Source organism: Streptosporangium sp. NPDC050148, assembly GCF_055586505.1.
The window spans coordinates 128,554-154,351 of record NZ_JBVJIA010000015.1; the positions used below are offsets into that span (position 1 = coordinate 128,554).

Genomic DNA, 25,798 nt, shown 5'->3' on the forward strand with positions numbered 1-25,798 from the left:
ACATGACGGTCATCGCACGCCGCCTCGCGGGCCACCTCGCCCGCGGGCTCGCCATGATCCTGGTGGTCGCCACGATCAGCTTCGTGATCATCAGGAGCATCCCCGGCGACCCCATGCGGGCCCGCTACGAAAAGCTCGTCGAGCAGGGCATGTCGCCCGAGCAGGCCGAGCGCGCCACCGCGGCGATGTACGGCTTCATGCCCCGGGGCACGATGTGGGAGCAGTACACCGACTACGTCAGGGGACTGCTCCACCTCGACCTCGGACGGTCGCTGAGCGTCCCCGGCGCCGAGGTCACCACCCTGCTCGCCTCGGCCGCAGCCTGGACGATCCTGCCGGTGCTCGTCGGCACGCTGCTCAGCTTCACGGTCGGGATCATCCTGGGCGTGTACGCGGCGATCAAGCGCTCCAGCAGGCTGGGCGACGCGCTGGCCGTCACCGGCTCGCTCCTGCACGGCCTGCCGCAGTACGTCCTGGCGCTGCTGCTCAGCGCGGCCTTCACCACCCTGCTGCCGATCTTCCCCGCCAGCGGGACGGCCAACGTCACGCTGGAGCCCGGACTCAACGCCGCCTACGTCGGCTCGCTGATCCAGTACGCCACGCTGCCGGTGCTGACGTACGCGCTGGCCGGGTACGGCGGCTGGATCCTGGCGATGAAGTCGAGCGTGGTCACCGTGCTGGGCGACGACTTCATCCTCGCCGCCGAGCTGCGCGGCATGCGGCGCGGCGTCATCTTCCGCTACGTGGCGCGCAACGCCATCCTGCCGCTCTTCACCATCCTGGCGCTCTCGCTGGGCCTGCTCTTCGGCGGCGCCATCTTCATCGAACGGATCTTCACGTATCCGGGGCTGGGCCTGCTGCTGCTCAACAGCGTCACCGACCGCGACTACGCGCTGATGGGCGGGGCCTTCCTGCTGATCACGGTGGCGATCGTCATCGCCAACATCGTGGCGGACATGCTCTACACCGCGATCGACCCGCGCGTCCGCTCGGGACAGGGGGCCTCATGACCGCACCGACCGTGATCCCCGGGGCGTCCGGCACGCCCGAGGCGCCGGGCACCGCCGAGGTCCCGGGCACCGGCACCCCAGGCGCCCGCGCCACGCAGCGGCGCAACTTCCGGCGCGGCGTCCTGCGGGTCCTGCGGCGCAAGCCCAGCCGCATCGTGGGCGTGGCCATCCTGGCCGTGTTCGCGTTCATGGGGATCTTCGGGCGGCTGCTGTACCCCGCGCGGCTGCCGCGCGACGACGACGCCCTCTACGCGGCGCCGAGCTGGGCGCACCCGTTCGGCACCGACTTCGAGGGCACCGACGTGCTCGCGCTGGTGGTCACCGGGGCCCGGTACGTCCTGCTGACCGCCCTGGTCACCGCGGTCATCACGGTCGCGGTGGGCACCTCGGTCGGGCTGTTCGCCGGGTTCAGGCGGGGACGCTGGGACAGCGTGCTGATGCGCATCACCGACATGAAACTGACCATCCCCGCGCTGCCGCTGCTGCTGGTGCTCTCGACCGTGTGGAAGTTCACCGGCCCGCTCCAGATGGGCCTGGTGCTGGGACTCCTCGGCTGGGGCGGGGTGGCGCGCGCCGTACGGGCGCAGACCCTCTCGCTACGCGAGCGCGGCTTCATCGAGGCGGCCCGCGGGCTCGGGCTGTCCACCCGGCACATCATCGGCAGGGAACTGCTGCCCAGCATGGCCCCGTTCATCGCGATGAACATGCTCATCGCGGTGACCGGCGCGGTCTACGCGCAGGTGGGCCTGTTCTTCCTGGGCGTCCTGCCGTTCGACGCCAACAACTGGGGCGTCATGCTCAACCTCGCCGTGTTCGGCGGCGGCGCGCTGACGACGACCGCCGCGCTGCCGTACATGCTGGCGCCGCTGCTGGCGATCCTGTTGCTCACCCTGGGCATCGTCCTCGTCGTCGACGCCATGGACGAGATCTTCAACCCCCGCCTGCGGGAGGAGTGACGATGTTCGCACGTACGCAGAAGAAGGTGCCCGTGACACCGGGCGGGCGGCCGTCCCCCGGCGCGACCGGCGTGGACGCGGGCCGGGACGGACCTCCCGGGGTGCGCGTGGGGGGCCTGTCCGTCGTCTACCGCACGGGCGCGGGCGAGCTCCCCGCGGTCCGCGGGGTCGACCTGGAGCTTCTCCCCGGCACGATCACCGGGGTGGTCGGCGAGTCGGGGTCGGGCAAGTCGACGCTGGCGCTCTCGCTGCTCAACGCGGTCCAGCCGCCCGGCAGGATCAGCTCGGGCGGCGTGGAGATCGACGGGCTCGGCGACGTCACCGCGCTGCGGGGCGACGCGCTGCGCAGTGCCAGGGGCCGGCACATCGGGTACGTCTTCCAGGCCGCCCAGAACTCCCTCAACCCTCTCAAGACCGTCGGCAAGCAGCTTCTCGACCTGGGCCGTTCGCACGGGATCGAGGACCTGCGCGCGCTCGTCGCGGACGCCAGGGACCTGCTCGGCCGGATGGGCATGGACGGCGCGCGCGTGCTCGACTCCCACCAGCACGAGCTGTCGGGCGGGATGCGCCAGCGGGTCGGCATCATGCTCGCGCTGGTCCTCAACGCCCACCTCGTCGTACTGGACGAGCCCACGACCGCCCTCGACATGATCACCCAGGCCACGATCCTGCGGATCATCCGGGAGGTCCACGAGGAGCGCGGCCTGACCACGCTCGTCATCACCCACGACCTCGGCGTGGTCGCCGAGGTCGCCGACCGGCTGGCCGTCATGTACGGCGGCCGGGTGGTGGAGCAGGGGCCGACCGCCGAGGTGCTCGGCGCCCCCCGCCACCCCTACACCCAGGGCCTGATCCGGGCCATCCCGCGCCTGGTCGGCGACATCGGCGAGGCCAGGGCGCTGCCCGGCCGGCCACCGACGCTCGGCACCGTCCCGGCGACGGGATGCGTCTTCAGGGAACGGTGCGAGTGGCGCATGGACGTCTGCGAGACCGAGGAGCCGCCCGCGGTCACCCGCGGCGCGTCGGTCGTGGCCTGCCACGCGGTCGCCGCCCGCGACGCCGAGACGGACGCGAGGGCGGACGCGGGAACGGGCCGCCCGGTGAACGGCTCTGTGAACGGCTCTGTGAAGGGCTCTGTGAACGGTGTTGTGAACGGCTCTGCGAAGGGGACGGACGCGGGCTCGGGAGCGGGCACCGGTGTGACCGGCGGCCGGAGCGCCGCGCGGGCCGCGGAGGGGAGCGGGTGCCGCAGCGCAGTGCTCGACGTGACCGACGTGACCGACGACACGGGCTCCGCGGGCCCTGCGAGTTCCATGGGCTACGGGCGCGCCGCGGTCCCGGCGGGAGCCGGACGGAACGGCGGGGCGTACGGGAACGGGGAGGAGAAGGCGTGATCACCGGACAGGGCGTCACCAAGACCTTCAGGCAGCGGGGGAGCATGCTCGCCGGGCGGGAGGTCCCGGCGCTGCGCGGCGTCGACTTCGCCATCCCCAAGGGCGGGGCGGCCTCCTTCATCGGCGAGTCGGGCTGCGGCAAGACGACGCTCGGGCGGATCATCGCCGGGCTGGAGACCCACGACTCCGGCGAGATCACCATCGACGGCACCCCCATGTCGTCGCTGCGCCCCAGGCAGCGGCAGCCGTACTTCCGCCGCATCCAGCTCATCCACCAGGACCCCTACTCCGCGCTCAACCCGACCCGGACGGTGCACCAGACGCTGGACGCGCCGCTCTCGCTGCGGGCCGGACAGACCGGCCGGTCGCGGGCGTGGGCGGACGGGCGCGCCCGGGAACTGCTGGAGCTGGTCGGACTCGACCCCGGCTACGTGCTGTCCCGCTACCCCCACCAGCTCTCCGGGGGCATGCGCCAGCGGGTGGTCATCGCCCGCGCCCTCACCGTCGACCCCGAGATGCTCGTCGCCGACGAGGCCGTCTCCATGATCGACGTGTCGCTGCGGCTGGGCATCCTGGCCCTGCTGAAGGATCTGCGCGAGCGCCTGGGGGTGAGCGTGCTCTTCATCACCCACGACGTGGCCACCGCCCGCTACATCGGCGACGACGGCGAGCTGTACGTCATCTACCGGGGAGAGGTCGTCGAGCGCGGCCACGTCGAGACGATCATCTCCGGCCCGGTGCACCCGTACACCCAGTCGCTGCTGTCGGCCATCCCGGTGCTGCACGGCCTGGAGCGGCCCGGCGAGGAGGCGGTGACGCCGACCGGGCCGCACGACGAGAGCCGCACCGACGCCGGATGCCTGTTCGCCGGACGCTGCCCGTTCCGCACCGGGCGCTGCGAGTCGGAACGCCCCGTACTGGGCCACGACGGGGGTACGCCCCAGGAGCACGCCTGCTTCCATCCCGCCGCCCGCGACGTCGTCGCCGTCCCTGCGGGCCGGTCGTGACCCCGGCGGGCAACGCTCCGCGGGCGCGTCCTCCCGGCGGGCGGACGCCGTCCGGGGACGCCTCCGGTGCGCGAGGCGCCGGTGCGGCGACCGCCGTCCGCGAGGCCGTCATGGGCGGCGCGGCCGGCGCGGCCGGTGCGGCCGACACGGCGGCCCTCGCCGGGATCGCCCGGGACGCGCTCGTCCACGACGTCGCCGAGGCGGCGGACCTGGTCGCCCGGCTCGCCGAGCCGCCCGCGGACCGGCGCTGGACGGCGCTGGTGACGCGCGACCTCGACGGGGCGGTGTTCGCCTCCCTGTCCGGGCGCGACCCGCGCGTCGGGCACGTCGACCTGCTGGCCGTGCGCCCCGCCGCCCAGGGCGCGGGTCTCGGCCGGGCGCTGCTCGTCGCGGCCGAGGACTGGCTGCGCGACCGAGGGGCCGCCGAGATCCGGCTGGCCGGGAACCCGCCCTGCTACGCCTGGCCCGGTGTCGACGTGCGCTACACCCCGGCCGCCTGCCTGGCCGAGAGCCTGGGCTACCGGCGCTACCACGTCGCCTGGAACATGACCGCCGACCTCACCGACGACCCGTCCGCCGCTCCGTCCGCCGAGGCCGACCTCGCGGCGCTGGCGGATCAGGGGATCACCGTGCACGCCGCGGCCCCGGGTGACCGCGCCGCCGTCCGCGCCTTCGTCGCCGAGCAGTGGCACGACGGCTGGGCCTGGGAGGCCGAGCGGGCCACCGGCTGCCACTACGCCGTCAGGGACGGGGAGATCCTCGGCTTCGCCGCCTGGGGGACGCGGCCCGCCTGGTTCGGCCCGATGGGCACCGCGCCGGCCGCGCGCGGCCTGGGCGTGGGCCGGGTGCTCGCGCGCCGCTGCCTGGCCGAGCAGCGCGCGGCCGGCCTGGCGAGCGCCCAGATCGGCTGGGCCGGACCGCTCGGTTTCTACGCCCGCGCGTTCGGCGCGTACGCCGAACGGGTCTTCTGGCTCTACCGCCGGGACCTGACCCCGGAGGGCACGGCCGCCGGGACGGACCCGGGGAAGGGCCCGCGGACTGGCCCGACTGACCCGACGGACCCGACGACGGACCCGGGGAGGGACCCGCGGGCGACGGACCCGCGGACGGGACTGCGACGGGGGAGACGGCCGTGACGCGCCCGGCGAAGGACGACCGCCTGCCCGAGCGTGGCGGGACAGGAGAACCAGCGACATGGGATGTCATGACTGATCCATCGGCCCTTTCCCCGACCACGTCGGCCTCGTCGGTGTCCCCGGTGTCCCCGGTGTCCCCGGGGATCCCGGATCCCGGGTCACCGCCGGCGACGGGCGTCCCTCAGGCGCCCGGCGTTCCTCGGGTGTCCGAGGACGTCCTGTCGGCGCTGCCGACCGAGCGGAGCGACCCCCGCTACGGCGACATCGACCGGCTCCCGACCGAGCAGGTGGCCCGGCTGATGAACGCCGCGGACGCCGCCGTGCCCGCCGCGGTGGGCGAGGCGGTCCCGGCCGTCTCGGCCGCGATCGACGCGATCGTGGACCGGATGCGCTCGGGAGGCCGCCTGTTCTACGTGGGCGCGGGCACGTCGGGACGGCTGGCCGTGCTGGACGCCTCCGAGTGCCCGCCCACCTTCGGCACCGACCCCGAACTCGTCCAGGGCGTCATCGCGGGCGGCCCGCCGGCGCTGACCCGCTCGGTCGAGGGGGCCGAGGACGACCACGCCGCGGGCGCCGCCGCCCTGGCGGAGCGGGGGGTGGGCGCGCTCGACACCGTGGTGGGCGTCTCCGCGAGCGGGCGGGCACCCTTCGTGCTCGGCGCGCTCGCCGAGGCGAGCCGGCGCGGCGCCCTGACCGCCGCGATCTCCTGCAACCCCGGCACCCCGCTGTCGGCGGCCGCGCTGCACCCCATCGAGGTGATCGTCGGCCCCGAGGTGGTGACCGGCTCCACCAGGCTCAAGGCCGGGACCGCACAGAAACTGGTCCTCAACATGATCTCGACGATCACGATGGTCCGGCTCGGCAGGACCCACGGCAACACCATGATCGAGGTGTCCGCGATGAACTCCAAGCTGGCCGACCGGGCCGCCCGGATGGTCGGCGACCTCACCGGCGCGGCCTCGGCGGTGGCCCGTGCCACCCTGGAGTCCGCCGGGTGGCACGTGAAGGCCGCGGTGCTCATGATCGAGCACGGCCTCGACGCGGCCGGGGCCCGGCTGCTGCTGGAACGGCACGGAGACCGGCTGGAGGCGGCCATGGAGGCGGCCGGCCGCGACGGCGGCTGACGTCGGGGAACGCCCCGGGTGTGCGCTCCCGGGGCGTCCGTGCCCGGACTACTCGGGCTCGTAGGCGAGGTTGGGACGCAGCCAGCGCTCGATCTCGGAGAGCTTCATGTTCCGCCGCCGCGCGTAGTCCTCCACCTGGTCCCTGCCGATGCGCCCCACGGTGAAGTACCGCGACGCCGGGTGGGCGAACAGCAGCCCGCTGACGCTGGCCGCCGGGGTCATCGCGAACGACTCGGTCAGCCCCATGCCGAGCTTCTCGGCCTCCAGCAGGTCGAACAGGTCCTGCTTCTGGCTGTGGTCCGGGCTCGCCGGGTAGCCGAGCGCGGGACGGATGCCGCGGAACCGCTCGGCGTGCAGGTCCTCGATCCTGGGATCGGCGTCCGGCTCGTACCAGGCCCGCCGCGCCTCGAGGTGGATGTACTCGGCGAACGCCTCGGCCAGCCGGTCGGCCAGGGCCTTCACCATGATCGCCCGGTAGTCGTCCTGCCGGGCCTCGTGGACGGCCGCGAGCTCCTCGGCGCCGTGCACGGCCACGGCGAACCCGCCCAGGTGGTCCCCGGCCGGGGCCACGTAGTCGGCCAGGGACCGGTTGGGCCGGCCCTCGGGCTTGACCGTCTGCTGGCGCAGCATCGGCAGCCGCAGGCCGCCCGGCCCCGCCGCCGGGTCGTCGATCACGATGTCGTCGCCCTCGGAACGGGCGGACCAGTACCCGTACGCGCCCCGGGCCTGGAAGCTCCCCTCGGCGATGATCTGGTCGAGCATGGTGTTGGCGTCGTCGAAGAGCTCGCGCGCCACCGGCTGGTCCAGGATCGCCGGGTACTTGCCCTTCAGCTCCCAGGCCAGGAAGAGGAACTGCCAGTCGATCATCGCGCGGAGGTCGTTCAGGTCCGGCTCCACGACGCGCACGCCCGTGAAGTCGGGGACCGGCAGCTCGTCGAACGGGACCCGCTCGCGGTTCGCGCGGGCCTGCTCGACGGTCAGCAGGGCGGTGCGCTGCTTGCTGGCGTACTGGTCGCGCAGGCGCTCCTGGTCGGCGCGGTTGCTCACGTCCAGCTCCTGGGCCCGGTCGCCGTCCAGCAGGTCGGAGACCACGCCGACGACGCGGGAGGCGTCGAGCACGTGCACCGTGGTGTTGTCGTAGGCGGGGGCGATGCGGACCGCGGTGTGCTGGCGCGAGGTCGTGGCGCCGCCGACCAGCAGCGGCAGCTTCAGCCCGCGGCGCTGCATCTCCGCGGCGACGGTGACCATCTCGTCCAGCGACGGGGTGATCAGCCCGGAGAGCCCGACGACGTCGGCGCCCTCGGCGATCGCGGTGTCCAGGATGACCGAGGCCGGGACCATCACCCCCAGGTCGATGACCTCGTAGTTGTTGCAGCCCAGCACGACGCCCACGATGTTCTTGCCGATGTCGTGCACGTCGCCCTTGACGGTCGCGAGCACCACCTTGCCCTGGCCGCGCTCGGTCTCGGCACGCCCCTCCTGCCGCGCCAGCTCCTTCTCCGCCTCCATGTACGGCTCCAGGTAGGCGACCGAGCGCTTCATCACCCGCGCGCTCTTGACCACCTGCGGCAGGAACATCTTCCCCGCCCCGAACAGGTCGCCCACGATCTTCATGCCGTCCATCAGCGGGCCCTCGATCACCTCCAGGGGACGTCCCCTGCTCTGGCGGGCCTCCTCGGTGTCGGCCTCGATGAAGTCGACGATGCCGTGCACGAGCGCGTACGACAGGCGCTCCTCCACCGGCGCGTCCCGCCAGGCCAGGTCCACGACCCGTCGCGTGGCCGAGCCGCTCACCGTCTCGGCGAAGGAGACGAGCCGGTCGGTGGCGTCCTCACGCCGGTCGAAGATCACGTCCTCGACGAGCTCCAGCAGGTCCGCGGGGATGTCCTGGTAGACCGTGAGCTGCCCGGCGTTGACGATGCCCATGTCGAGGCCGGCCCGCACGGCGTGGAAGAGGAACGCCGAGTGCATGGCCTCGCGCACGACGTCGTTGCCGCGGAAGGAGAACGACAGGTTGGAGATGCCGCCGCTGGTCCGTGCCCCCGGGCAGCGCTCCTTGATCAGCGGCAGCGCCTCGATGAACGCCTTGGCGTACCCGTTGTGCTCGCTGATGCCGGTGGCGACCGCGAGCACGTTGGGGTCGAACACGATGTCCTCGGCCGGGAACCCGACCTTCTGCGTCAGCAGGTCGTAGGCGCGGGCGCAGATCGAGACCTTGCGCTCGACGGTGTCGGCCTGGCCCTCTTCGTCGAAGGCCATGACGACCACGCCGGCGCCGTAGTCCCGGATGATCCGCGCCTGCTCCAGGAACGGGCCCTCGCCCTCCTTGAGGCTGATCGAGTTGACGACGCCCTTGCCCTGCACGCACTTGAGCCCGGCCTCCAGCACGCTCCACCGCGAGCTGTCGATCATGACGGGGATGCGGGCGACCTCCGGCTCGGTCGCGATCAGGTTCAGGAAGGTCGTCATCGCCTGCACGCTGTCGAGCAGGTCGGCGTCCATGTTGACGTCGAGCAGGTTGGCCCCGCCGCGTACCTGCTCCAGCGCGACGTCGACGGCGCCCTGGTGGTCGCCCCCCTCGATCAGGCGGCGGAAACGCGCCGATCCGGTGACGTTGGTGCGCTCCCCGATCATGACGAACCCGGTGTCCGGGCCGATCTCGAAGGGCTCCAGGCCGCTGAAGCGGGTACGGACCGGCGGCTGCGCGATTTTCCTGGGCGGCAGGCCGGACACCGCGGCGGCGATCTTCGCGATGTGGGCGGGGGAGGTGCCGCAGCACCCGCCGACGATGTTGACCATCCCCGAGGTGGCGAACTCGCCCAGCAGCGCCGCGGTCTCCTCCGGCTTCTCGTCGTACCCGCCGAACGCGTTGGGCAGGCCCGCGTTGGGGTGGCTGGCCGTGTAGGTGTCGGCGAAGCGCGCCAGCTCGGCGACGTGCGGGCGCATCTGCTCCGCGCCCAGCGAGCAGTTCACCCCGACCACCAGCGGGTCGGCGTGCCTGATCGCGCTCCAGAACGCCTCGACGGTCTGCCCGGACAGCGTGCGACCGCTCAGGTCGACGATCGTCACCGAGATCCACAGCGGCAGGTGCGGGGCGACCTCGTGGGCGGCGGCGACCGCGGCCTTGGCGTTGAGCGTGTCGAAGATCGTCTCGATCAGCAGCAGGTCGACCCCGCCCTCGTCCAGCGCCCGGATCTGCTCGGCGTAGGCGGCGCGGACCTCGTCGAACGAGACCGCCCGGTAGGCCGGGTCCTCGACGCGGGGGGAGAGCGAGAGCGTGACGTTCAGCGGGCCGATCGAACCGGCCACGAAGCGCCCGCCCGCCTCGTCCGCGGCCTGGCGCGCCAGCTGGGCGGCGCGCAGGTTCATCTCGTGGACCAGCGACTCCAGCCCGTAGTCGGCCTGGCCGATGGAGGTCGCGGTGAAGGTGTTCGTGGTGGTGATGTCCGCGCCCGCCGCGAGGTACTGGCGGTGGATGTCGAGAATGACGTCGGGACGCGTCAGGTTCAGCAGGTCCGGGTCGCCGGTCACGTCACGCGGATGATCGAGGAAGCGGTCGCCGCGGTAGTCGGCCGGGGTGAGCGAGGCGCCCTGCAGCATCGTGCCCCAGGCCCCGTCGAGCACCGCGATCCGACTGTCCAGCAGCTCCCGCAGGGCCCGTACGCGCTCGGAGGCCGTCGCGGCACCGGTGTGACCACCCTCGGTGAGGACCTGCCCGGCGCCATGGTTCGAAGAATCGTTCATTGGACCACCTCCCATTATCGGGAGGCGCCCTTGGTGAACATGGAGGTCGAGCGTGGCGGGTCATGGACCCGTTGCAGCGCCTCTCGACTTCGTCATCGAGGGTACCCAAAAGCCCATGGCGGCGCCAGAAATCGGTTCTTCCGGCCTGCCCGGTTCTCCTGGGAACTCCGGCTCCACCGGCCTTTCCGGGATCCCGGACGCTCTCCCGTGGTCCTTTTCGGCCCCTCCAGGGTCCTCCAGGGCCCTCGGGTGCGGTCCAGGGTCCGTCCAGGAGAGCGGTTCGGGGCCGGTTCGGGGCCGGTTCGGGGCCCGGCGGGGGCGGCCGACCGTCACGGTCCCGTCCCCGTCGGCTCCCGTCCCCGCCGGGCACGGCCGCGGCCGTCCGCGCCGGACCCCGGCGCCTCAGGCCTGCGGGGCTCCCATGTCGAGCAGGCGCCCGTCGGACAGCCGCAGCCTGCGGCCCACCCCGATCTCGGCGAGGAACCGCTCGTCGTGGCTGACCACCACGAAGGCGCCCCGGTACGACTGCAGGGCGCCCTTGAGCCGGGCGACGCTGACCAGGTCGAGGTTGTTGGTCGGTTCGTCGAGCAGCAGGACGTCGGGCCGCTTCGGCAACTGCGCCGCCAGGCCGAGGGAGACGATCTGGCCGCCGCTGAGGGTGTCCAGGCGCCGGGTGAGGGCGACGTCCCCGAGGCCGAGCCGGTCCAGCTGGGCGCGGGTACGTTCCTCGATGTCCCAGCCGTTGCCGATGGTGGTGAAGTGCTCCTCGCGCGTCCCCGGCCTCGATGGCGTCCAGCGCCGCGATCACCGGGGCGATCTCGAGGACCTCGGCCACGGTCAGGTCGCCGGCCGGCGGCAGCGTCTGGGGAAGGTGGCCCGGCACGCCCCGCGCGGTGACCGGGCCCGCGGCCGGGCGGAGCGCGCCCGCGACCAGCCTGAGCAGCGTGCTCTTGCCGGCGCCGTTGGGCGCCACCGGGCCGGTGTGCCCGGCCGGGACGGTGAACGAGAGATCCTCGAACACCCGGGTGTCGTCGGGCCAGGAGAAGGACAGGTGGGATACGACGATCATGGCGTCGGACATCGAATCGCTTCCGCGTTCGGCCGGGACGGCAGGGGCCGCCCGGTGAGACGGTCAGGGACACGCTCAGGACGGCCTGCTCCTGCGGCGTGGGTCGGCCCTGAAGCCCTCGATGGCCTCCCGGGTGGCCCGCAACGCCGCGTCCGAGGTCTCGAACGTCCGCTGGGCGATGCCGACGAAGATGCAGTCGACGATCAGGAGCTGGCTGATCCTGCTGGCCAGCGCCCCCGGGCGGAAGGCCGTCTCCCGGCCCGCCGAGACCAGGACGTGGTCGGCCAGCTCGGCCAACGTCGAGCGCGGGTTGTTCGTGATCGCCACCGTCGTCGCGCCCGCCTTGCGCGCGACGCGCACGGGCGCCAGCACGTCGGGGGTCTCCCCGGTGCAGCTCATCGCCACCGCGACGTCCTCCGGGCGCGCCAGCGCCGCGCTGGTCAGCGCCAGGTGCGCGTCGGCGAAGGCATGGGCGGACAGGCCGATCCGCATCAGCTTCTGCGCCATGTCGGCCGCGACCAGCCCGGACGCGCCGACCCCGTAGACGTCGACCCTGCGCGCCCCGGCCACGGCCTCCACCACCGCGCCCAGCCGGATCGGATCGAGCTGCGCCGCGGTGTCGGCCAGCGCCTGCGACTCGGCCCTGGCCACCTTCGCGATCACGTCGGTCAGCGGGTCGTCGGGGCCGAGGTCGCCGGGGATCAGCCGCTCGGGCTCGTGCCTGGCCACCGCGGCGGCCAGCGCGAAGCGCAGCTGGGAGTACCCGGCGAACCCCAGGGCCCTGGCGGTGCGCACGATCGTGGCCTCGCTGGTCCCCGAGGCCGCGCTGAACTCGGTGATGGTGCTCCGCGCCACCATGCCGGGATCGTCGAGGATGAGGCGGGCGATGGCCTGGGCGGCCGGGGTCAGCGAGGGCAGGACGGCCCTCACCGTTGCCACCGGGTTCGCCGGCGCGGACTCGTCGGGGACGTTCATGGAACACCTTTCGCGTCGGGGCCAGCCTATTCGCCACCGGTCAACCGGCGGGCGAGGACGCGGGCCGAGGCACGCGAGAAGCCGTTCGTGGTCACGTACACCGCTCCGGCGGGCTCCCCGGGGAGTCCCGTCTCGACCACCACGGCATCGGGACGGAGCGCCAGGGCCCGCGCCAGCAGCTCCCCGGCCCAGGGGTGCAGCCGGACGTCGTGCACCACCAGTACGAGGGGACGCTCCGGGCCGCCGAGGCCGGGCAGCCGTGGTGCCCGCGCGGTGACCGTGTGCCCCACGGTCCCGGGCAGCACCTCCGCGAGGGCGTCGGCGATCGCGGTGAGGCTGATCGCCTCGGTGGGCGCGGCCGGTTCGGCGAGGGGTTCGGCGGGGCCGGCGTGTCCGGCCCGATCCTCCGGTCCTGCTCCCTCCGCCGGATCCTCCGGTCCCGCTTGCTCCGCCGGGTCCGCTCCTGCTCGCTCCGCCGGGTCCACCGGGGCCGGGGCGGCCGTCCGATCACCGCGCAGGGCGATGGCGACGACCAGCGGGGGAGCGGACAGCATCGGTCCCCGCCCCGGTCGCACCTCTGCCCCGGTCGCCGCTTCCGGCACCGGCCCGGAGAGGCGCGAGCCGGACGCCCCCTGCCCGGACGGCTCTTGTCCGAGCGGTCCCGGCGTGGCGTCCCTGACGATCACGCGCAGGGCCGCGCGGGCCGTCCTCAGCCCGAGTTCCTCACTTTCGACGCCTCCCGCACCCCACCCGGTACCGGCCCCCGCGCGCCCTTCCCCTCCCGCCCCGGCCCGCGCGGCGGCGTCATCGCCGTTCCCGCCGTTCCGGGCGTGCCAGGCGGACAGGGCGAGCACCCGCGCGGCCGCCTCGGCCAGCCGTTCCTCGGGCAGCCTTCCCTCCCGTACGGCGTCCACGATCGCGTCGCGCAGCGCGTACACGCTCCGGCCGTCCGGTGAGGAGACACCGGCGCAGATCGCGTCCGCGCCGGCCACCAGGGCACGGACCGCGATCTCACCGGGCGGATGGCGGGCCGCGACGGCGCGCATCTCGATGGCGTCGGTGACGATCATGCCGTCGAAGCCCAGCTCCTCGCGGAGCAATCCGGTCATGATCCGCCGGCTCGACGTCGCGGGACGATCCGGGTCGAGCGCCGGCACCAGCAGGTGCCCGCACATGATCGCCCGTACCCCGGCGGACACCGCGGCGCGGAAGGGCGGCAGGTCGCGCTCGGCGAGGAGCCGCAGGGAGGCGTGCACGGTGGGCAGGGCCCGGTGGGAGTCGGTGACGGTACCGCCGTGGCCCGGGAAGTGCTTGGCGCAGGCGGCGACCCCGGTCTCCTGGAGCCCGCAGACCCAGGCCGCGGTGTGCCGGGAGACGAGACCGGGATCGGAACCGAAGGAACGTACCCCGATCACCGGGTTGTGCGGGCCCGCGTCCACGTCCGCCACCGGGGCGTAGTCCAGGGTGATCCCGGCCGTACGAAGGAGGAGTCCGATCTCCCGGGCGACCAGCCGGGTCAGCTCGACGTCGTCCCCCACGCCCAGAGCCCGGTTGCCTGGCCAGGAGCTCCCGGTCGTGGCCTGCAGGCGGGTGACCGCCCCGCCCTCCTCGTCCACCGCGATCACCACGGCGGGGTTCTCCGCACGTAGCCGGGCGACCAGGCCGGCCGTCCGGGCGGGGTCGGGCAGGTTGCGCGCGAACAGCACGGTGCCGCCGAGGCCCTCGTCGGCGAGAGCGCGACGCAGCCAGGTGGGAGGCTCGGTGCCCGCGAAGCCGGGCTGCAGGACGGTCATGGCCGATCGCGCCAGGCCGGAGCCGCGGTGGGACATCCGGTCCCCCTCTCCGTCGCGTGACGCGCCTCAGGACCACCACCCGTCAATGGTATTTTCCTTCACGCCAAATGTCGGTCTAGTAGCTTTCTGTCATCTTTGCCGTCGCGAGCCGCGAGCCGCGGCCGGTGGTGCCCCGTGGCCGGTGAACGGCACGACTCGTGGACGGCGTACGGCCCATGACCGGTCCCGGGCGTCGTGCCGGCGGTCCCGGGCCGCCGGGCGCGCGGGAAGCGCCATCGAGAGCGGGGAAGCGGGGAAGCCGGGAGCGGTTCCCGTCAGGCGGACTGGCGTACCACCAGGGCGGGTTCGAAGATGACCGAGGTCGCGCGCCGGTCGGGTTCCTCGATGTGGGCGAGGAGCAGGCGCGCCATCTCCGCGGCCATGTCCTCCATCGGCTGGCGGACCGTGGTCAGCTGGGGGCGGCAGGCGAGGGCGACGCTGCTGTCGTCGAAACCGATCACGGCCACGTCCTCGGGGATCCGGCGTCCCCCCTCGCGCAGGGCCACCAGGGCGCCCTGCGCCATCAGGTCGTTGGCGACGAACACCCCGTCGACGTCCGGGTGCTCGGCCAGCAGCCGCTGCATCGACGCCTCCCCGCTGTCGTGGGTGAAGTTGCCCTCCACCACGGGGACGTAGGGATGGCCGTGCCTGGCCATCGCCTCCTGGAAACCGGCCATCCGGTCCTGGCCCGCGGGCAGCGCGAGGGGGCCGGTGATCGTCGCGACGCGGCGGCGGCCCAGGGAGACGAGGTGGTCGGCGGCCAGCACCCCGCCCGTCCGGTGCGCGAGGTCGACGTAGCTGATCGGGGTCGGCCTGGACGGCCTGGCGAACAGCACCGCGGGCGTCCCCGCGTCGACGAGCAGCTTCGGCATCGGGTCGGCGGGGTGGGTGGAGACCAGGAGCGCGCCGTCGGCGTTGCCCTGCCGCAGGTAGGAGATCACCTGCTCGCGGGCCTCGGCGGTCTCGGCGAGCATCAGGACCGGGTGCATGCCCCTCGGCCGCAGGAAGCCGAGCACGCCGCTCGCCACCCGGCCGAAGAACGGGTCACCGAAGACCCGGCTGGGGAAGGGGTCCTCCGCCCCGCCCTCGCCGCCCGCCCCGGAGACCACCAGGGCGATCGAGCCGGTCCTGCGGGTGACGAGCGAGCGGGCCGCCCTGTTGGGAACGTACCCGGTGGTGGCGACGGCCTGGCGCACCTTCTCCTGGATCTCCGGGTCGACGTTGCGGATCCCGTTGATCACGCGCGAGACGGTCGCGCGGGAGACCCCCGCCACCCGGGCCACGTCCTCCAGGGTGGGCGACGCCGGGGCCGACTGGGGATCTTCGCTGCTCATGAGAGCTTTATAGCACGCTTGGAGAGCGCTCTCCCTCGGGCTTACGAAGATCCAGGATCCGGTGGTGATCTCCGTGGCCGGCGGGGGCCGGGAGTCCGTACCGGAGACCGGCCCGTGGAGCGCGGCCCGGTTCCCTAGCGCGGGCGCGGCCCTGACACCGAGCGGGCACGCCGTCCTTGGCGGAGCGATGACCATATTTTTCGCGAAGGATGTGTCCGATCATGTTCGTCCCCGCCAACCGGGGGCAGGGCTCGGATGTGATGGAGTGTGAGGTTCGCCGGCACCGCTCCCGCGGCACCGTCCCGGGAGGGTGCGGTCGCCGTCCCGAGGGCTCCGGTGGCCGCGATCTCCAGGGCGGCCCGGACGGACCCGCGCCATCACGGCACGGTGGCGGTGTGCAGCGGTTTTCGAAGAGTTCGGAGGGGGTCCGGACCGGATGGCCGCGGGCGCGCGGCCGCTCGGTCGGAGTCGGATCTTCCTCGCTCATGACGTCGCGATGACGCGACAGAGATGGGGCCTGGTGATGAGGATCGTCGGGATCGCGGGAAGCCTCCTGCCGGGGGCCTACGTGTGGAGGCTTCTGGAGGCGGCGGCCAGGGAGCTGCCCGCGACGGTTGACTTCGAGATCTGGTCCGGCCTGGAGCAGGTTCCTCCCTTCGAGGACGGCGAGCTTCCACGGCCGGTGAGCGACCTGTGGCACCGTCTCTCCGCCGCGGACGGTGTGCTGATCGCCGCCCCGGCGCACAGCACCCTCCCGGCCCAGCTCGGGCACACCCTGGACTGGGTGGCGTCCGCGCGCGGCGGAGCGGTGCTGGTGGGCAAGCCCGTGGGCGTGGTGACCGCCTGCCCGCGCACGCACGAGGCGATGTGGACGCAGATCCAGCTCGGACGCGCCCTGGGCGCGGCGGGGGCCGTGGTGTACGGCGCGGAGCTGCTGATCTCACCGTCGGGCCCGCCGCCCGAGCCGTTCGACGCCGAGGGCAGGCTCACCGACCGCGACCACCGCGAGCGGCTCCGCCGGATGCTCGACGAGGTCTGCTCGCGGGCCCGGTCCGCGAGCCGCCCCTCCCTCAGCGGATCCCCCGGGTGAGACCCGCCCCCGCCGTCCGCCGGGACCCGCGGGTCCCGGCCCCCCACGGGCCGTCGCCCGGCCGGTGAACCTTCCGGCCGGGCCCCGCGACGGGCAGGCCCTCCCCCCGGCAACCGTCGCGTCACACGTTACGAAGTGGACGAGGGAGGGGAGGCGGCCATGGGGATATCCGGCCAGGAGATGGCGCTGCGGGCCCTGGGCGCGGCGATCGACCTGCACGCGCCGATGGCCAGGCACGGTGTCAGGGCGTTCCCCGAGGGCAGCCCGTTCATCTGGCTGACCGTCCCGGGGATGGGAGGCGCCACCGTCTTCCTGGACGGCCGGCGCTGGATCTGCCTGAGCGAGCCGGAACGGGGCGGGACGACCGTGCAGCTCGTCGCCGGTACGGTCGACGACGACCCCGAGGTGGTGGTGGGCCGCCTGATGGGCGTCCTGACACCGGCGCCCCGCTCGCTGAGCGCCCTGTCGCTCGCGCTGAGGGCCGGATGGCTCGGCCTCGTGGGCGGCGTGGGCGCGGCACTGCTGGCCGCGCTGCTCATGGCGATCCTCGTCGCGGGGAACGGCTACACCTCCGACACGAGTGTCGGCGTCGTCCACGCCATCGCCGTGCTGATCGGCGTCACGTGCGGCGCCTGGGTGGCCCTGCGCCGGTGGCGGCTGGAACGGAACCGGCGTGATCGGGGCCCGCGTGGGCAGGACCGTAGCGACGATCACGCGGAGGAGTGACGAGGAGTGACATGGCAGAGTTGCTGGCGATCTACAACGAGCACGCGGGGAGCGCCGGCGACGACGCCAGGAACGCGGCCCTGCGGACGCTCCGCGACGGTGGCGCCGACGTGGTCGAGGCGCCCGCCGGACAGAAGGACCTGGACGAGATGCTCGACGCCTGGCCCGGCAGGGACGTGGTCGTCCTGGGCGGCGACGGCACGCTTCACGTGGTGGTCGCCACCCTGCACCGCAGGGGCGAGCTGGGCGGCCGTACCGTGGGCCTCGTCCCGCTGGGCACCGGCAACGACTTCGCCCGCGGCACGAAGATCCCGCTCGACCCCTCGGAGGCCGCCCGCATCGTGCTCGCCGGACGGCCCCGCCCGCTCGACCTGATGGTGGACGACGAGGGCGGGGTCGTGGTCAACGTGGTCCACCTCGGCATCGGCGCCGAGGCGTCGGAGCAGGCCACACCGCTCAAGCCGGTGCTCGGGCGGATCGCGTACTCGGTGGGCGCGCTGCTGGCCGGCGTGCGCAGCCCCGGCTGGAGGCTGCGCGTCACCGTGGACGGCAGGCGCCTGGACGGCGGGCGCAAGGTGCTCATGGTCGGCCTCGGCAACGGCATCACCATCGGCGGCGGCACCCCGCTGGCCCCGCGGGCCAGGCCGGACGACGGCATGGCCGACGTCGTCGTCTCGCTGGCGACCGGCCCGCTGAACAGGCTCGTCTACGCCCTCCACCTGCGCCGCGGCACCCATCCCACGCTGCGCGACGTGGTGACCGTGCGCGGCAGGGAGGTGACCGTGGAGGGCGAGCCCGTCCCGGTGAACGCCGACGGCGAGCTGACCGGCCACGTCGGCCGGCGCCGCTGGACGGTCGTGCCCGAGGCCTGGCGCATGTTCGCCCGAGACTGAGGGCCGCCCGGGCCGGTGACCGGCCCGGGCGGCTCCGGGGTCAGCCCAGCGAGGCCGAGACCAGGTCGCGGGCCTCCTGCTGCACGCGGGCCAGGTGCTCGGGCCCCTTGAAGGACTCCGCGTAGATCTTGTACACGTCCTCGGTGCCGGAGGGGCGGGCCGCGAACCAGGCGCTCCCGGTGGAGACCTTGAGCCCGCCCAGCGCGGCCCCGTTGCCGGGGGCGGAGGTGAGCACCTGCGTGATCGGCTCCCCTGCGAGGGTGTCCGCGGTGACCTGCTCGGCCGAGAGCTTCGCGAGCACCGCCTTCTCCTCCCGGGTGGCGGGGGCGTCGACGCGGGCGTAGGCCGGGTCGCCGAACCTGGCCGTCAGGTCGCCGTAGTGCTCGCTCGGCGAGCGGCCGGTGGTGCCGATGATCTCCGCGGCGAGCAGCGCCAGGATCAGGCCGTCCTTGTCGGTGGTCCACACCGAGCCGTCCCGCCGCAGGAACGACGCCCCCGCGCTCTCCTCGCCGCCGAAGCCGAGCGAGCCGTCCAGCAGCCCCGGTACGAACCACTTGAACCCGACCGGCACCTCCATCAACCGGCGGCCCAGGTCGGCGGCCACCCGGTCGATCATGCCGCTGCTGACCAGCGTCTTGCCGACCCCGGCGTCCGCGGGCCAGCCGGGCCGGTGGGAGTACAGGTAGGAGATGGCCACGGCGAGATAGTGGTTGGGGTTCATCAGCCCGCCGTCGGGGGTGACGATGCCGTGCCGGTCGGCGTCGGCGTCGTTGCCCGTGGAGACGGCGAAGGCGTCCCGGTTGGAGATCAGCGACGCCATCGCGTACGGCGACGAGCAGTCCATCCGGATCCTGCCGTCCCAGTCGAGGGTCATGAACCGCCACGTCGGGTCGGTCAGCGGGTTGATCACCGTCAGGTCCAGCCGGTGCCGCTCGGCGATCTCGCCCCAGTAGGCGACGCTCGCCCCGCCCAGCGGGTCGGCGCCGATGCGCACCCCCGCCTCGCGGACGGCGTCCAGGTCGACCACCGAGGGCAGGTCGTCGACGTAGCGGCCGAGGAAGTCGTAGCGATCGGTGGTGTCGGCGGCCAGTGCCCTTGCGTAGGGGATCCGCCGCACCTCCTTCAGGCCGCCGGCGATCAGCGCGTTGGCCCGGTCCTGGATCCAGGAGGTGGCGTCGGTGTCGGCCGGGCCGCCGTGCGGCGGGTTGTACTTGAAGCCCCCGTCACCCGGCGGGTTGTGCGACGGCGTCACCACCACCCCGTCGGCCCGCCCGGTCGTCCGGTCGCGGTTGTACGCCAGGATCGCGTGCGAGACCGCCGGGGTCGGGGTGTAGCCGTCCCGGTCGTCGATCATGACCGTCACGCCGTTGGCGGCGAAGACCTCCAGCGCCGACACCCGGGCCGGTTCCGAGAGCGCGTGACTGTCGGCGCCCAGGAACAGCGGGCCGTCGACGCCCTGCGCCGCCCGGTACTCCACGATGGCCTGGCTGGTCGCGAGGATGTGGTCCTCGTTGAACGCCACGTTCAGCGCGGAGCCCCGGTGCCCCGACGTCCCGAAGGCGACCCGCTGGCCGACCTCGCCCGGGTCCGGGTGCAGGGAGTAGTAGGAGGTCACCAGGCGGGCAACGTCGACCAGGTCGGACGGTTCGGCGGGCCGCCCCGCGCGTTCGTGCGTCATCGCAATCTCCTCACATCGCTCCTGAGCTAACCGTATCCACGTTGAATCCGGACAGGTCTCGGCAACCCACAGCGTTCCTCTGAATTCCTGCGATTTCGCTGCCCTCCTTCCGGCGGGTATCCCCGCCGTCCCCGCGAACCCGCCGTCCCTCCGGCACGTCGTTGACAACGTTGTCATCGCCGTCGTACCGTCAGCCTGTTTGCCCGCTCGTCGGGTAGGAGAACGTCTCACGACCCTCGGCAGCCGGAGGATTCCCTTGCCCAGTCGCGCGCCGGCCCCGGCCGCCCGTCCCGCCACCGTGCCGAGCGTCCCGGGGGGCCGGGGATGACCGCCCTCGCGATCGACATCGGGGGCACCAAGTTCGCCGCGGCGCTGGTCGGGCCGGACGGGACCATGACGCGCAGGCTGGAGACGCCGGTCGGCCCCGACCCCTCGGCGACCCTGGCCGCGCTGGTCCGCGAGGTGGCGGGCGTGCGGGACCCCGCCGACCCCGACGGACCTGACGGACCTGACGGCCCCGGCCGGCCGGACGGACCCGGCGGCCTCGCCGGTCCCGCCGCGGACCTGATCGGGGTGGGGATCGGTTCCGCGGGACCCCTCGACGCCGTCGCGGGCACGGTGAGCCCGGTCAACATCCCGTCCTGGCGGGGGTTCCCGCTGGTCGAGGCGGTGAGCGCGCTCCTTCCCGGCGTCCCCGTGGCGCTGGCCGGGGACGGGCAGTGCATGGCGCTGGGGGAGTGGTGGCGGGGCGGGCACGGCTCGCGCTCCCGGGCCCTGCTGGGCATCGTGGTCTCCACCGGCGTGGGGGGAGGGCTCGTCCTCGACGGCGTGCCGTACCTGGGACCGACCGGGAACGCCGGGCACATCGGGCACATCTGCGTGGACCGCGACGGCGAGCCGTGCCCGTGCGGCGCGTTCGGCTGCCTGGAGGTGGTCGCCAGCGGTCCCGGCATGGTCCGCTGGGCCCTGGCGAGCGGCTGGAGCCCGGCCGGGCCCGCCCCGGACGCGCGGGCGCTCGCACGGGACGCCGAGCGCGGCGTCCCGGTCGCGCGGACGGCCTTCCAGCGGGCCGCCGACGCGCTGGCCGTCGGCATCCTCACCACCGGCGCGCTCTTCGACATCGACGACGTCGTCATCGGCGGCGGCGTGTCCGGGGCCGGCGAGACCCTGCTCGCCCCGCTGCGCCAGGCGGTCGCCAAGCAGGCGGGCCTCGGCTTCCTGCGCCGCATGACCGTCGCCGGCACCTCGCTGGGACGCGACGCCGGGCTGTACGGGGCCGCGGCCCTGGTCCTGCCCGCCGGGACGAGGACCCCGCCCGCGGATCGGACGCCTCCGGAGCGGTGAACCCCGCGGGCGGGCCGGACGTCTCCGAAGGAGAAGACCACCGACGCAGGTCGGATCCAGCACCCAGAACGCCGAAGGGACCGTGCCCATGAGCCCACTCGCCGTCCAGCTCTACTCCGTACGGGAGGAGGCGGCCACCGGCCGCCCCGCCGTGCTGCGCGCGATCGCAGAGATGGGGTACGGCGCGGTCGAGCCCTACGACGCCCACCTCGACCCCGAGGGGCTGCGGGACGAGCTCGCCGAGGCCGGGCTCACCGTGTGCAGCGTGCACGCCCCGCTGCTCGACGAGGGGCGCGCGGCGGCGCTGGCCGCGGCGGTCACCGTCGGCGCGGACACCGTCATCGTGCCCGCGGCGCCCGGCGAGTGGTTCGCCGACCGGGAGGGGGTGGAGCTGGCTGCCGCGCGCATCGGCGAGGCGGCCCGCGAGGCCGCCGACCACGGCCTGCGCCTCGGCTACCACAACCACTGGTGGGAGCTGGAGCAGCGGGTGGACGGCCGCCCCGCCCTGGAGGTGCTGGCCGACCTGCTGGACCCCTCGGTGCTGCTGGAGGTCGACCTCTACTGGGCGGCGACCGGCGGGGTCGACCCGGCGGAGCTGCTGACCCGGCTGGGCGCCCGGGTGAGCCACCTGCACGTCAAGGACGGCCCCGCCACGCGGGAGGGGCCGATGACGGCGGTCGGGGCGGGCCGGGTGCCCGTCGTCGAGGCGCTGAAGGCCGCGCCGGACGCGGTGCGGATCGTGGAGCTCGACCACTGCGCCGGTGACATGCTGCGGGCGCTGGCCGACAGCCACGCCTACCTGACCGACCTGGTCGCGAGCGGACGGGTGAGCCGGTGACCGGACCCCTCGGAGTGGCGGTCGTCGGCTGCGGCACCATCAGCCACCAGTACCTGTCCAACCTCGTCTCCTTCCCGGGCGTGCGGGTGGTGGCCTGCGCCGACCTCGACCTGGAGCGCGCCCGCGAGGTCGCCGCGCGGTACGGCGTGCCGGTGGCCGCCACCTCGTCGGAGGTGATCTCCCACCCCGACGTGGAGCTGGTCGTCAACCTCACGATCCCGTCCGCGCACGCGCGGGTGGCGCTGGCCGCGGTCCGGGTCGGGCGCCACGTCTACAACGAGAAGCCGTTCACCACGGACCGGGAGTCCGGCGCGGTGCTGGTCGAGGCCGCGGCGTCGGCCGGGGTGCTGCTGGGCAGCGCGCCCGACACCTTCCTGGGCGCCGGGCTGCAGACCGCCGCCCGCGTCGTCGCCGAGGGCGGCATCGGCAGGCCGCTCAGCGCGCTGACCCTGTTCCAGGGGCCGGGGCCCGAGTCGTGGCACCCCAGCCCGGAGTTCCTGTTCCAGCCGGGGGCCGGGCCGCTGTTCGACATGGGCCCCTACTACCTGACCGCGCTGACGACCCTGTTCGGCCCGGCGCGCAGGGTGGCCGCCGTCGGCCGCAGGGCCAGGGACGAGAGGGTCGTCGGCTCGGGCCCCAGGGCCGGGACGCGGTTCCCCGTCGAGGTCCCGACCCATGTGACCACGCTCGTGGAGTTCGCCGGAGGGCAGGCCGCCACGATGGTGTTCACCTTCGACTCGCCGCTCCACCGGACCGGGTTCATCGAGATCACCGGGACCGAGGCCACCATGCGGGTGCCCGACCCCAACACCTTCGGCGGTGAGGTCCGGCTGCGCCGGGCGGGCGACGACGACTGGACGCCGGTGCCCACCGAGGGCACCGAGGCCGGTCGCGGTCTCGGCGTGCTCGACATGGCCGAGGCCGTCCGCCGGAAACGGCCGCACCGCGCCACCGGCGAGCTGGGCCTGCACGTCCTGGACACGATGATCGCCATCGCCGAGTCCGCGGAACGGGCCGAGTTCGTGGAGGTCGGCAGCGACTGCCCGGTGCCGGAACCGCTGCCGCGAGGGTGGGACCCGGCCACGATCCGGTTCGGCTGACCCCGGGCACACGGGAGCCGGGCCTCGCCGATCCGCGGGACGGGGGCCCGGCCCGTGCCGCGTGCCGTTGCGGTCGTTACTCACTTGAGTTACTTTTTACTCATGCAAGTAACCAGATCTCCGAGCCCCGCGGCCGTCGCACGGCGCGCGCAGATCGTGGAGGCGGCCGTCGAGACCATCGCCGAGCTGGGCTACGGGCACGCGTCCTTCGCCCGCATCGCCGAGCGGGCCGGGCTCAGCAGCACCCGCCTGATCTCGTACCACTTCCGCGGCAAGGACGAGCTGATCGCCCGGATCGTCGCCCAGGTCCACGGCGAGATGGGGGACTTCATGTCCGCGCGGCTCCGGGCGGAGACGACGGCCGCCGGGACGATCAGGGCCTACATCACCGGGACCGTCGAGTTCATCGCGACCCACCGCGCCCGGATGAGGGCGCTGTACGAGATCTTCGTCAACCACCGCCCCGAGAACGGCGAGGGGTCCTACGACGCCGCCACCGACCTGGGCGTCCTGTCCCACCTCGAGGAGATCCTGCGCTGGGGGCAGCGGGAGGGCGAGTTCCGCGACTTCGAGCCCAGGGTGATGGCGATGAGCATCCAGCGGTCCGTGGACGGGCTGCCCTTCCTGCTGGAGAGCGGCGCGGACGTCGACACCGCCCGCTACGCCGCCGAGCTGGTGACCATCTTCGACCTGGCCACCCGGAGCGGGGCGTGAGCGCGAGCCGCCGCCGCACCGCGGCCGTGCTGATGCTGGTGGACTTCGTGCTGCCCGTCGGGCTCTACTACGTCCTGCGCGCGGCGGGCGTCGGCTACGTCGCCTCCCTGGTCGTCAGCTCCCTGGTGCCCGGGACCGGGATGGTGGTCACCCTCGTCAGGGAGCGCCGCCTGGACTCCCTGGGGCTTTTCATGACGGGCCTCATGTTGCTGAGCGCGGCGTTGTCGTTCCTCGGGAACGACCCGAGGTTGCTGCTCCTCAAGGGCGCCCTGCTGATGGTCGTGGCCGGTGGCTGGTTCCTGGCCACCGTGCGAGGGCCGAGCCCGCTGGCCCTGCGGTTCTCCCGGCCGCTGCTGGAGGGGCGGACCGGCGACAGGCGCGCGTCCTGGGACGAACTGTGGGAGACCTCGCCGCGTTTCCGGCGTATATGGCGGGTCTCCACGGCCGTCTGGGGGATCGGGGCGCTGGCCGACGCGGCCGTCCGGGCGGTGGTCGCCCTGACCCTCCCGATCGACCTGGCCGTCGGGCTGGGCGGCGCGCAGTACGCGATCTTCTCGGTCCTGATGCTGGTGATCATGAACGTTCACCAGGCGTACGCCGGGCTTCACGACCCCCGCTCCGCGCTCTACCGCCCGTTGCGGGACGACGCGGGGGAGACCGGGGAGGGCCCGCCCGGACCCGGGCCCCGCCGCGGGCCCGGGGACGTCCCGCACGAGCCCGCGGGCAGCGCGCCGGGACCGGTCACCGGGCCTCCCGCCGCAGCCGGGAACGCAGCGGGAAACGCAGCCGGGAACGCAGTCGGGAACGCAGTCGGACAGCACGGTCCCGCAGGCGCTCGCTGAGCGGCCGGCCGGCCCCCGGGGCCGCGGGCATGTCGGAGAAGGCGCCGGCGGACAGGCCGGCCGGGGCGTCGGCGGGCTTGAGGTCGTCCTCGGGCGGCTCCTCCAGCCGGGCGCGCAGGCGGGTGCGGATCTCGTCGGGCGTGTAGGCCTGGCGGCGGCGCTCCGCCCGCGCGATCACCGCGCCCGTGGCCGCGACCCCCGCGACACCGGCCAGACCCAGTACCTTCCACCATCGCATGTGCCTACGCTATCGGAATGTCCGGCAAGAGCATCAGCCTCGATGAGGCCGTCAACCTGACCCGCACCGGCGACGTGTGGCTGTTCCGCGGCCGAACGGTGCCCGATCGCGCCATCCAGACCGTGACCAACAGCCCGGTGAACCACGTCGGCATGTCGGTCGTCATCGACGACATGCCCCCGCTGATGTGGCACGCCGAGCTGGGGCGGTCGCTGCCCGACCTGTGGTCGGGGACCCACCAGCGCGGCGTCCAGCTGCACGACCTGCGCGACGCCGTCACGGTCTGGGCCACCCGCTACGGCCAGCGCGGCTGGCTGCGGCAGCTGTCACCGGAGCCTCCCCGGGAGATGGAGGACGCCGTCCTGCGCACCGTCGCGCGCCTGGACGGCACCCCCTTCCCGTCCACCAGCAGGCTCGCCGGCCGCTGGCTGAAGGGGCGGGTGCCCACGCTCTTCCGGCGGGCCGCGCAGGACAGCGCCCTGGAGAGCGCGTACTGCGCCGAGGTCGTCGCGGTCACCTACGAGGCGATGGGCCTGCTGCCCGGCGGGCGTCGCCCGAACTGGTACGACCCGGGCCGGTTCTGGAGCGGTGACGACCTGGAGCTGACCGGCGGGTTCCGGCTCGGGGGAGAGATCACCGTGAAGCTGGGGTAGGGCCCCGGGAAGCCTGTGAAGAACGGGCGGCGGGCGCAACCTCGGGCGCCCGCCGTCCGAAGACACAGGCGACGGTTCCCGGATCCGCCGGAGCCGTGAGG

At 73.8% G+C, this 25,798-nt stretch carries 22 protein-coding genes, 2 pseudogenes and 1 riboswitch; of the genes and pseudogenes, 15 read left to right on the top strand and 9 right to left on the bottom strand.

Features of this window, described 5'->3' with window-relative positions; genetic code table 11:
• Positions 1-2 precede the first annotated feature (2 nt).
• The 6 genes from ACZ6RT_RS18810 to murQ all read left to right on the top strand — a co-directional run bounded on the left by ACZ6RT_RS18810 (position 3) and on the right by murQ (position 6,627).
• Complete coding sequence (locus ACZ6RT_RS18810; protein WP_470154974.1) at positions 3-1,010, top strand: ABC transporter permease; 1,008 nt, start codon at positions 3-5, stop codon at positions 1,008-1,010.
• On the top strand, positions 1,007-1,966 hold the full coding sequence (locus ACZ6RT_RS18815) for an ABC transporter permease (RefSeq protein WP_470154976.1): 960 nt from the start codon (positions 1,007-1,009) through the stop codon (positions 1,964-1,966). Before ACZ6RT_RS18810 ends, ACZ6RT_RS18815 begins: the two co-directional genes overlap by 4 nt.
• A 2-nt stretch (positions 1,967-1,968) precedes the next feature.
• Positions 1,969-3,360, top strand: a complete 1,392-nt coding sequence (locus ACZ6RT_RS18820) for an ABC transporter ATP-binding protein (protein ID WP_470154978.1) — start codon at positions 1,969-1,971, stop codon at positions 3,358-3,360.
• Complete coding sequence (locus ACZ6RT_RS18825; protein WP_399195603.1) at positions 3,357-4,367, top strand: ABC transporter ATP-binding protein; 1,011 nt, start codon at positions 3,357-3,359, stop codon at positions 4,365-4,367. Before ACZ6RT_RS18820 ends, ACZ6RT_RS18825 begins: the two co-directional genes overlap by 4 nt.
• 110 nt (positions 4,368-4,477) lie before the next feature.
• Complete coding sequence (locus ACZ6RT_RS18830) at positions 4,478-5,503, top strand: GNAT family N-acetyltransferase (RefSeq protein ID WP_470154980.1); 1,026 nt, start codon at positions 4,478-4,480, stop codon at positions 5,501-5,503.
• A gap of 203 nt (positions 5,504-5,706) precedes the next feature.
• Positions 5,707-6,627 (top strand): N-acetylmuramic acid 6-phosphate etherase, encoded by a 921-nt coding sequence (murQ, locus tag ACZ6RT_RS18835; RefSeq protein WP_470154982.1) that lies wholly within the window; start codon positions 5,707-5,709, stop codon positions 6,625-6,627.
• 48 nt (positions 6,628-6,675) lie between these two features.
• On the opposite strand, the gene metH is transcribed toward murQ, so the two are convergent.
• The 7 genes and pseudogenes from metH to ACZ6RT_RS18870 form a co-directional block, all read right to left on the bottom strand.
• On the bottom strand, positions 6,676-10,371 hold the full coding sequence (gene metH, locus ACZ6RT_RS18840) for a methionine synthase (protein WP_470154984.1): 3,696 nt from the start codon (positions 10,369-10,371) through the stop codon (positions 6,676-6,678).
• A gap of 15 nt (positions 10,372-10,386) precedes the next feature.
• Positions 10,387-10,462: riboswitch (S-adenosyl-L-homocysteine riboswitch) on the bottom strand.
• Positions 10,463-10,773: 311 nt separating this feature from the next.
• Positions 10,774-10,986 (bottom strand): hypothetical protein, encoded by a 213-nt coding sequence (locus ACZ6RT_RS18845; protein WP_470154986.1) that lies wholly within the window; start codon positions 10,984-10,986, stop codon positions 10,774-10,776.
• 15 nt (positions 10,987-11,001) lie between these two features.
• A pseudogene (locus tag ACZ6RT_RS18850) lies at positions 11,002-11,121 on the bottom strand (hypothetical protein); the annotation flags it as partial.
• A 190-nt stretch (positions 11,122-11,311) separates the two neighbouring features.
• Positions 11,312-11,452: pseudogene (locus ACZ6RT_RS18855) on the bottom strand (hypothetical protein); the annotation flags it as partial.
• Between the two features lie 63 nt (positions 11,453-11,515).
• Entirely contained in the window at positions 11,516-12,415 is a 900-nt protein-coding gene (locus tag ACZ6RT_RS18860) for a MurR/RpiR family transcriptional regulator (RefSeq protein ID WP_470154988.1), read from the bottom strand.
• A 26-nt stretch (positions 12,416-12,441) separates the two neighbouring features.
• Positions 12,442-14,244: a glycoside hydrolase family 3 protein gene (locus ACZ6RT_RS18865; protein ID WP_470154990.1), complete on the bottom strand. Its 1,803-nt coding sequence runs from the start codon at positions 14,242-14,244 to the stop codon at positions 12,442-12,444.
• A gap of 278 nt (positions 14,245-14,522) precedes the next feature.
• Positions 14,523-15,581 (bottom strand): LacI family DNA-binding transcriptional regulator, encoded by a 1,059-nt coding sequence (locus ACZ6RT_RS18870; protein WP_470154992.1) that lies wholly within the window; start codon positions 15,579-15,581, stop codon positions 14,523-14,525.
• A 496-nt stretch (positions 15,582-16,077) separates the two neighbouring features.
• Here ACZ6RT_RS18870 and ACZ6RT_RS18875 point away from each other — a divergent pair, with 496 nt between their 5' ends.
• From ACZ6RT_RS18875 to ACZ6RT_RS18885, 3 genes are all read left to right on the top strand, one after another.
• Entirely contained in the window at positions 16,078-16,671 is a 594-nt protein-coding gene (locus tag ACZ6RT_RS18875) for an NADPH-dependent FMN reductase (RefSeq protein WP_399195589.1), read from the top strand.
• A 159-nt stretch (positions 16,672-16,830) separates the two neighbouring features.
• A complete protein-coding gene (locus ACZ6RT_RS18880) occupies positions 16,831-17,397 on the top strand; it encodes a hypothetical protein (RefSeq protein WP_399195587.1) in 567 nt (188 codons plus the stop codon).
• Between the two features lie 11 nt (positions 17,398-17,408).
• Positions 17,409-18,290 carry a diacylglycerol/lipid kinase family protein gene (locus tag ACZ6RT_RS18885; RefSeq protein WP_470154994.1) on the top strand — a complete coding sequence of 294 codons (882 nt, stop codon included), beginning with the start codon at positions 17,409-17,411 and terminating at the stop codon, positions 18,288-18,290.
• A gap of 40 nt (positions 18,291-18,330) precedes the next feature.
• Here the strand turns inward: ACZ6RT_RS18885 and pgm are convergent, their stop codons facing one another.
• Complete coding sequence (gene pgm / locus ACZ6RT_RS18890; RefSeq protein ID WP_399195583.1) at positions 18,331-19,968, bottom strand: phosphoglucomutase (alpha-D-glucose-1,6-bisphosphate-dependent); 1,638 nt, start codon at positions 19,966-19,968, stop codon at positions 18,331-18,333.
• 324 nt (positions 19,969-20,292) lie between these two features.
• Between pgm and ACZ6RT_RS18895 the strand changes: the two genes are divergently transcribed.
• From ACZ6RT_RS18895 to ACZ6RT_RS18915, 5 genes are all read left to right on the top strand, one after another.
• On the top strand, positions 20,293-21,312 hold the full coding sequence (locus ACZ6RT_RS18895) for an ROK family protein (protein ID WP_470154996.1): 1,020 nt from the start codon (positions 20,293-20,295) through the stop codon (positions 21,310-21,312).
• A gap of 88 nt (positions 21,313-21,400) precedes the next feature.
• The gene (locus ACZ6RT_RS18900) at positions 21,401-22,150 is read left to right on the top strand and encodes a sugar phosphate isomerase/epimerase family protein (protein ID WP_399195579.1); all 750 of its coding nucleotides are present in this window, start codon (positions 21,401-21,403) and stop codon (positions 22,148-22,150) included.
• Entirely contained in the window at positions 22,147-23,250 is a 1,104-nt protein-coding gene (locus ACZ6RT_RS18905; protein ID WP_470154998.1) for a Gfo/Idh/MocA family protein, read from the top strand. Before ACZ6RT_RS18900 ends, ACZ6RT_RS18905 begins: the two co-directional genes overlap by 4 nt.
• A gap of 102 nt (positions 23,251-23,352) precedes the next feature.
• Positions 23,353-23,964 (top strand): TetR/AcrR family transcriptional regulator, encoded by a 612-nt coding sequence (locus ACZ6RT_RS18910; RefSeq protein WP_470155000.1) that lies wholly within the window; start codon positions 23,353-23,355, stop codon positions 23,962-23,964.
• Positions 23,961-24,806, top strand: a complete 846-nt coding sequence (locus tag ACZ6RT_RS18915; protein ID WP_470155002.1) for a VC0807 family protein — start codon at positions 23,961-23,963, stop codon at positions 24,804-24,806. Before ACZ6RT_RS18910 ends, ACZ6RT_RS18915 begins: the two co-directional genes overlap by 4 nt.
• On the opposite strand, the gene ACZ6RT_RS18920 is transcribed toward ACZ6RT_RS18915, so the two are convergent.
• Positions 24,706-25,044, bottom strand: a complete 339-nt coding sequence (locus tag ACZ6RT_RS18920; protein WP_470155003.1) for a hypothetical protein — start codon at positions 25,042-25,044, stop codon at positions 24,706-24,708. The genes ACZ6RT_RS18915 and ACZ6RT_RS18920 overlap by 101 nt on opposite strands.
• Positions 25,045-25,061: 17 nt before the next feature.
• On the opposite strand from ACZ6RT_RS18920, the gene ACZ6RT_RS18925 reads away from it, so the two are divergent.
• A complete protein-coding gene (locus tag ACZ6RT_RS18925; RefSeq protein ID WP_399195569.1) occupies positions 25,062-25,697 on the top strand; it encodes a hypothetical protein in 636 nt (211 codons plus the stop codon).
• The last annotated feature ends 101 nt before the right edge of the window (positions 25,698-25,798 follow it).

What these genes read in the sequence shown, in the direction of transcription:
- ACZ6RT_RS18810 (WP_470154974.1), top strand. Translation starts at nt 3, where the DNA reads ATGACGGTCATCGCACGCCGCCTCGCGGGCCACCTCGCCCGCGGGCTC.
- ACZ6RT_RS18815 (WP_470154976.1), top strand. Translation starts at nt 1,007, where the DNA reads ATGACCGCACCGACCGTGATCCCCGGGGCGTCCGGCACGCCCGAGGCG.
- ACZ6RT_RS18820 (WP_470154978.1), top strand. Translation starts at nt 1,969, where the DNA reads ATGTTCGCACGTACGCAGAAGAAGGTGCCCGTGACACCGGGCGGGCGG.
- ACZ6RT_RS18830 (WP_470154980.1), top strand. Translation starts at nt 4,478, where the DNA reads ATGGGCGGCGCGGCCGGCGCGGCCGGTGCGGCCGACACGGCGGCCCTC.
- metH (WP_470154984.1), bottom strand. Translation starts at nt 10,371, where the DNA reads ATGAACGATTCTTCGAACCATGGCGCCGGGCAGGTCCTCACCGAGGGT.
- ACZ6RT_RS18860 (WP_470154988.1), bottom strand. Translation starts at nt 12,415, where the DNA reads ATGAACGTCCCCGACGAGTCCGCGCCGGCGAACCCGGTGGCAACGGTG.
- ACZ6RT_RS18865 (WP_470154990.1), bottom strand. Translation starts at nt 14,244, where the DNA reads ATGTCCCACCGCGGCTCCGGCCTGGCGCGATCGGCCATGACCGTCCTG.
- ACZ6RT_RS18870 (WP_470154992.1), bottom strand. Translation starts at nt 15,581, where the DNA reads ATGAGCAGCGAAGATCCCCAGTCGGCCCCGGCGTCGCCCACCCTGGAG.
- ACZ6RT_RS18875 (WP_399195589.1), top strand. Translation starts at nt 16,078, where the DNA reads ATGACGCGACAGAGATGGGGCCTGGTGATGAGGATCGTCGGGATCGCG.
- ACZ6RT_RS18880 (WP_399195587.1), top strand. Translation starts at nt 16,831, where the DNA reads ATGGGGATATCCGGCCAGGAGATGGCGCTGCGGGCCCTGGGCGCGGCG.
- ACZ6RT_RS18885 (WP_470154994.1), top strand. Translation starts at nt 17,409, where the DNA reads ATGGCAGAGTTGCTGGCGATCTACAACGAGCACGCGGGGAGCGCCGGC.
- pgm (WP_399195583.1), bottom strand. Translation starts at nt 19,968, where the DNA reads ATGACGCACGAACGCGCGGGGCGGCCCGCCGAACCGTCCGACCTGGTC.
- ACZ6RT_RS18895 (WP_470154996.1), top strand. Translation starts at nt 20,293, where the DNA reads ATGACCGCCCTCGCGATCGACATCGGGGGCACCAAGTTCGCCGCGGCG.
- ACZ6RT_RS18900 (WP_399195579.1), top strand. Translation starts at nt 21,401, where the DNA reads ATGAGCCCACTCGCCGTCCAGCTCTACTCCGTACGGGAGGAGGCGGCC.
- ACZ6RT_RS18910 (WP_470155000.1), top strand. Translation starts at nt 23,353, where the DNA reads ATGCAAGTAACCAGATCTCCGAGCCCCGCGGCCGTCGCACGGCGCGCG.
- ACZ6RT_RS18920 (WP_470155003.1), bottom strand. Translation starts at nt 25,044, where the DNA reads ATGCGATGGTGGAAGGTACTGGGTCTGGCCGGTGTCGCGGGGGTCGCG.
- ACZ6RT_RS18925 (WP_399195569.1), top strand. Translation starts at nt 25,062, where the DNA reads ATGTCCGGCAAGAGCATCAGCCTCGATGAGGCCGTCAACCTGACCCGC.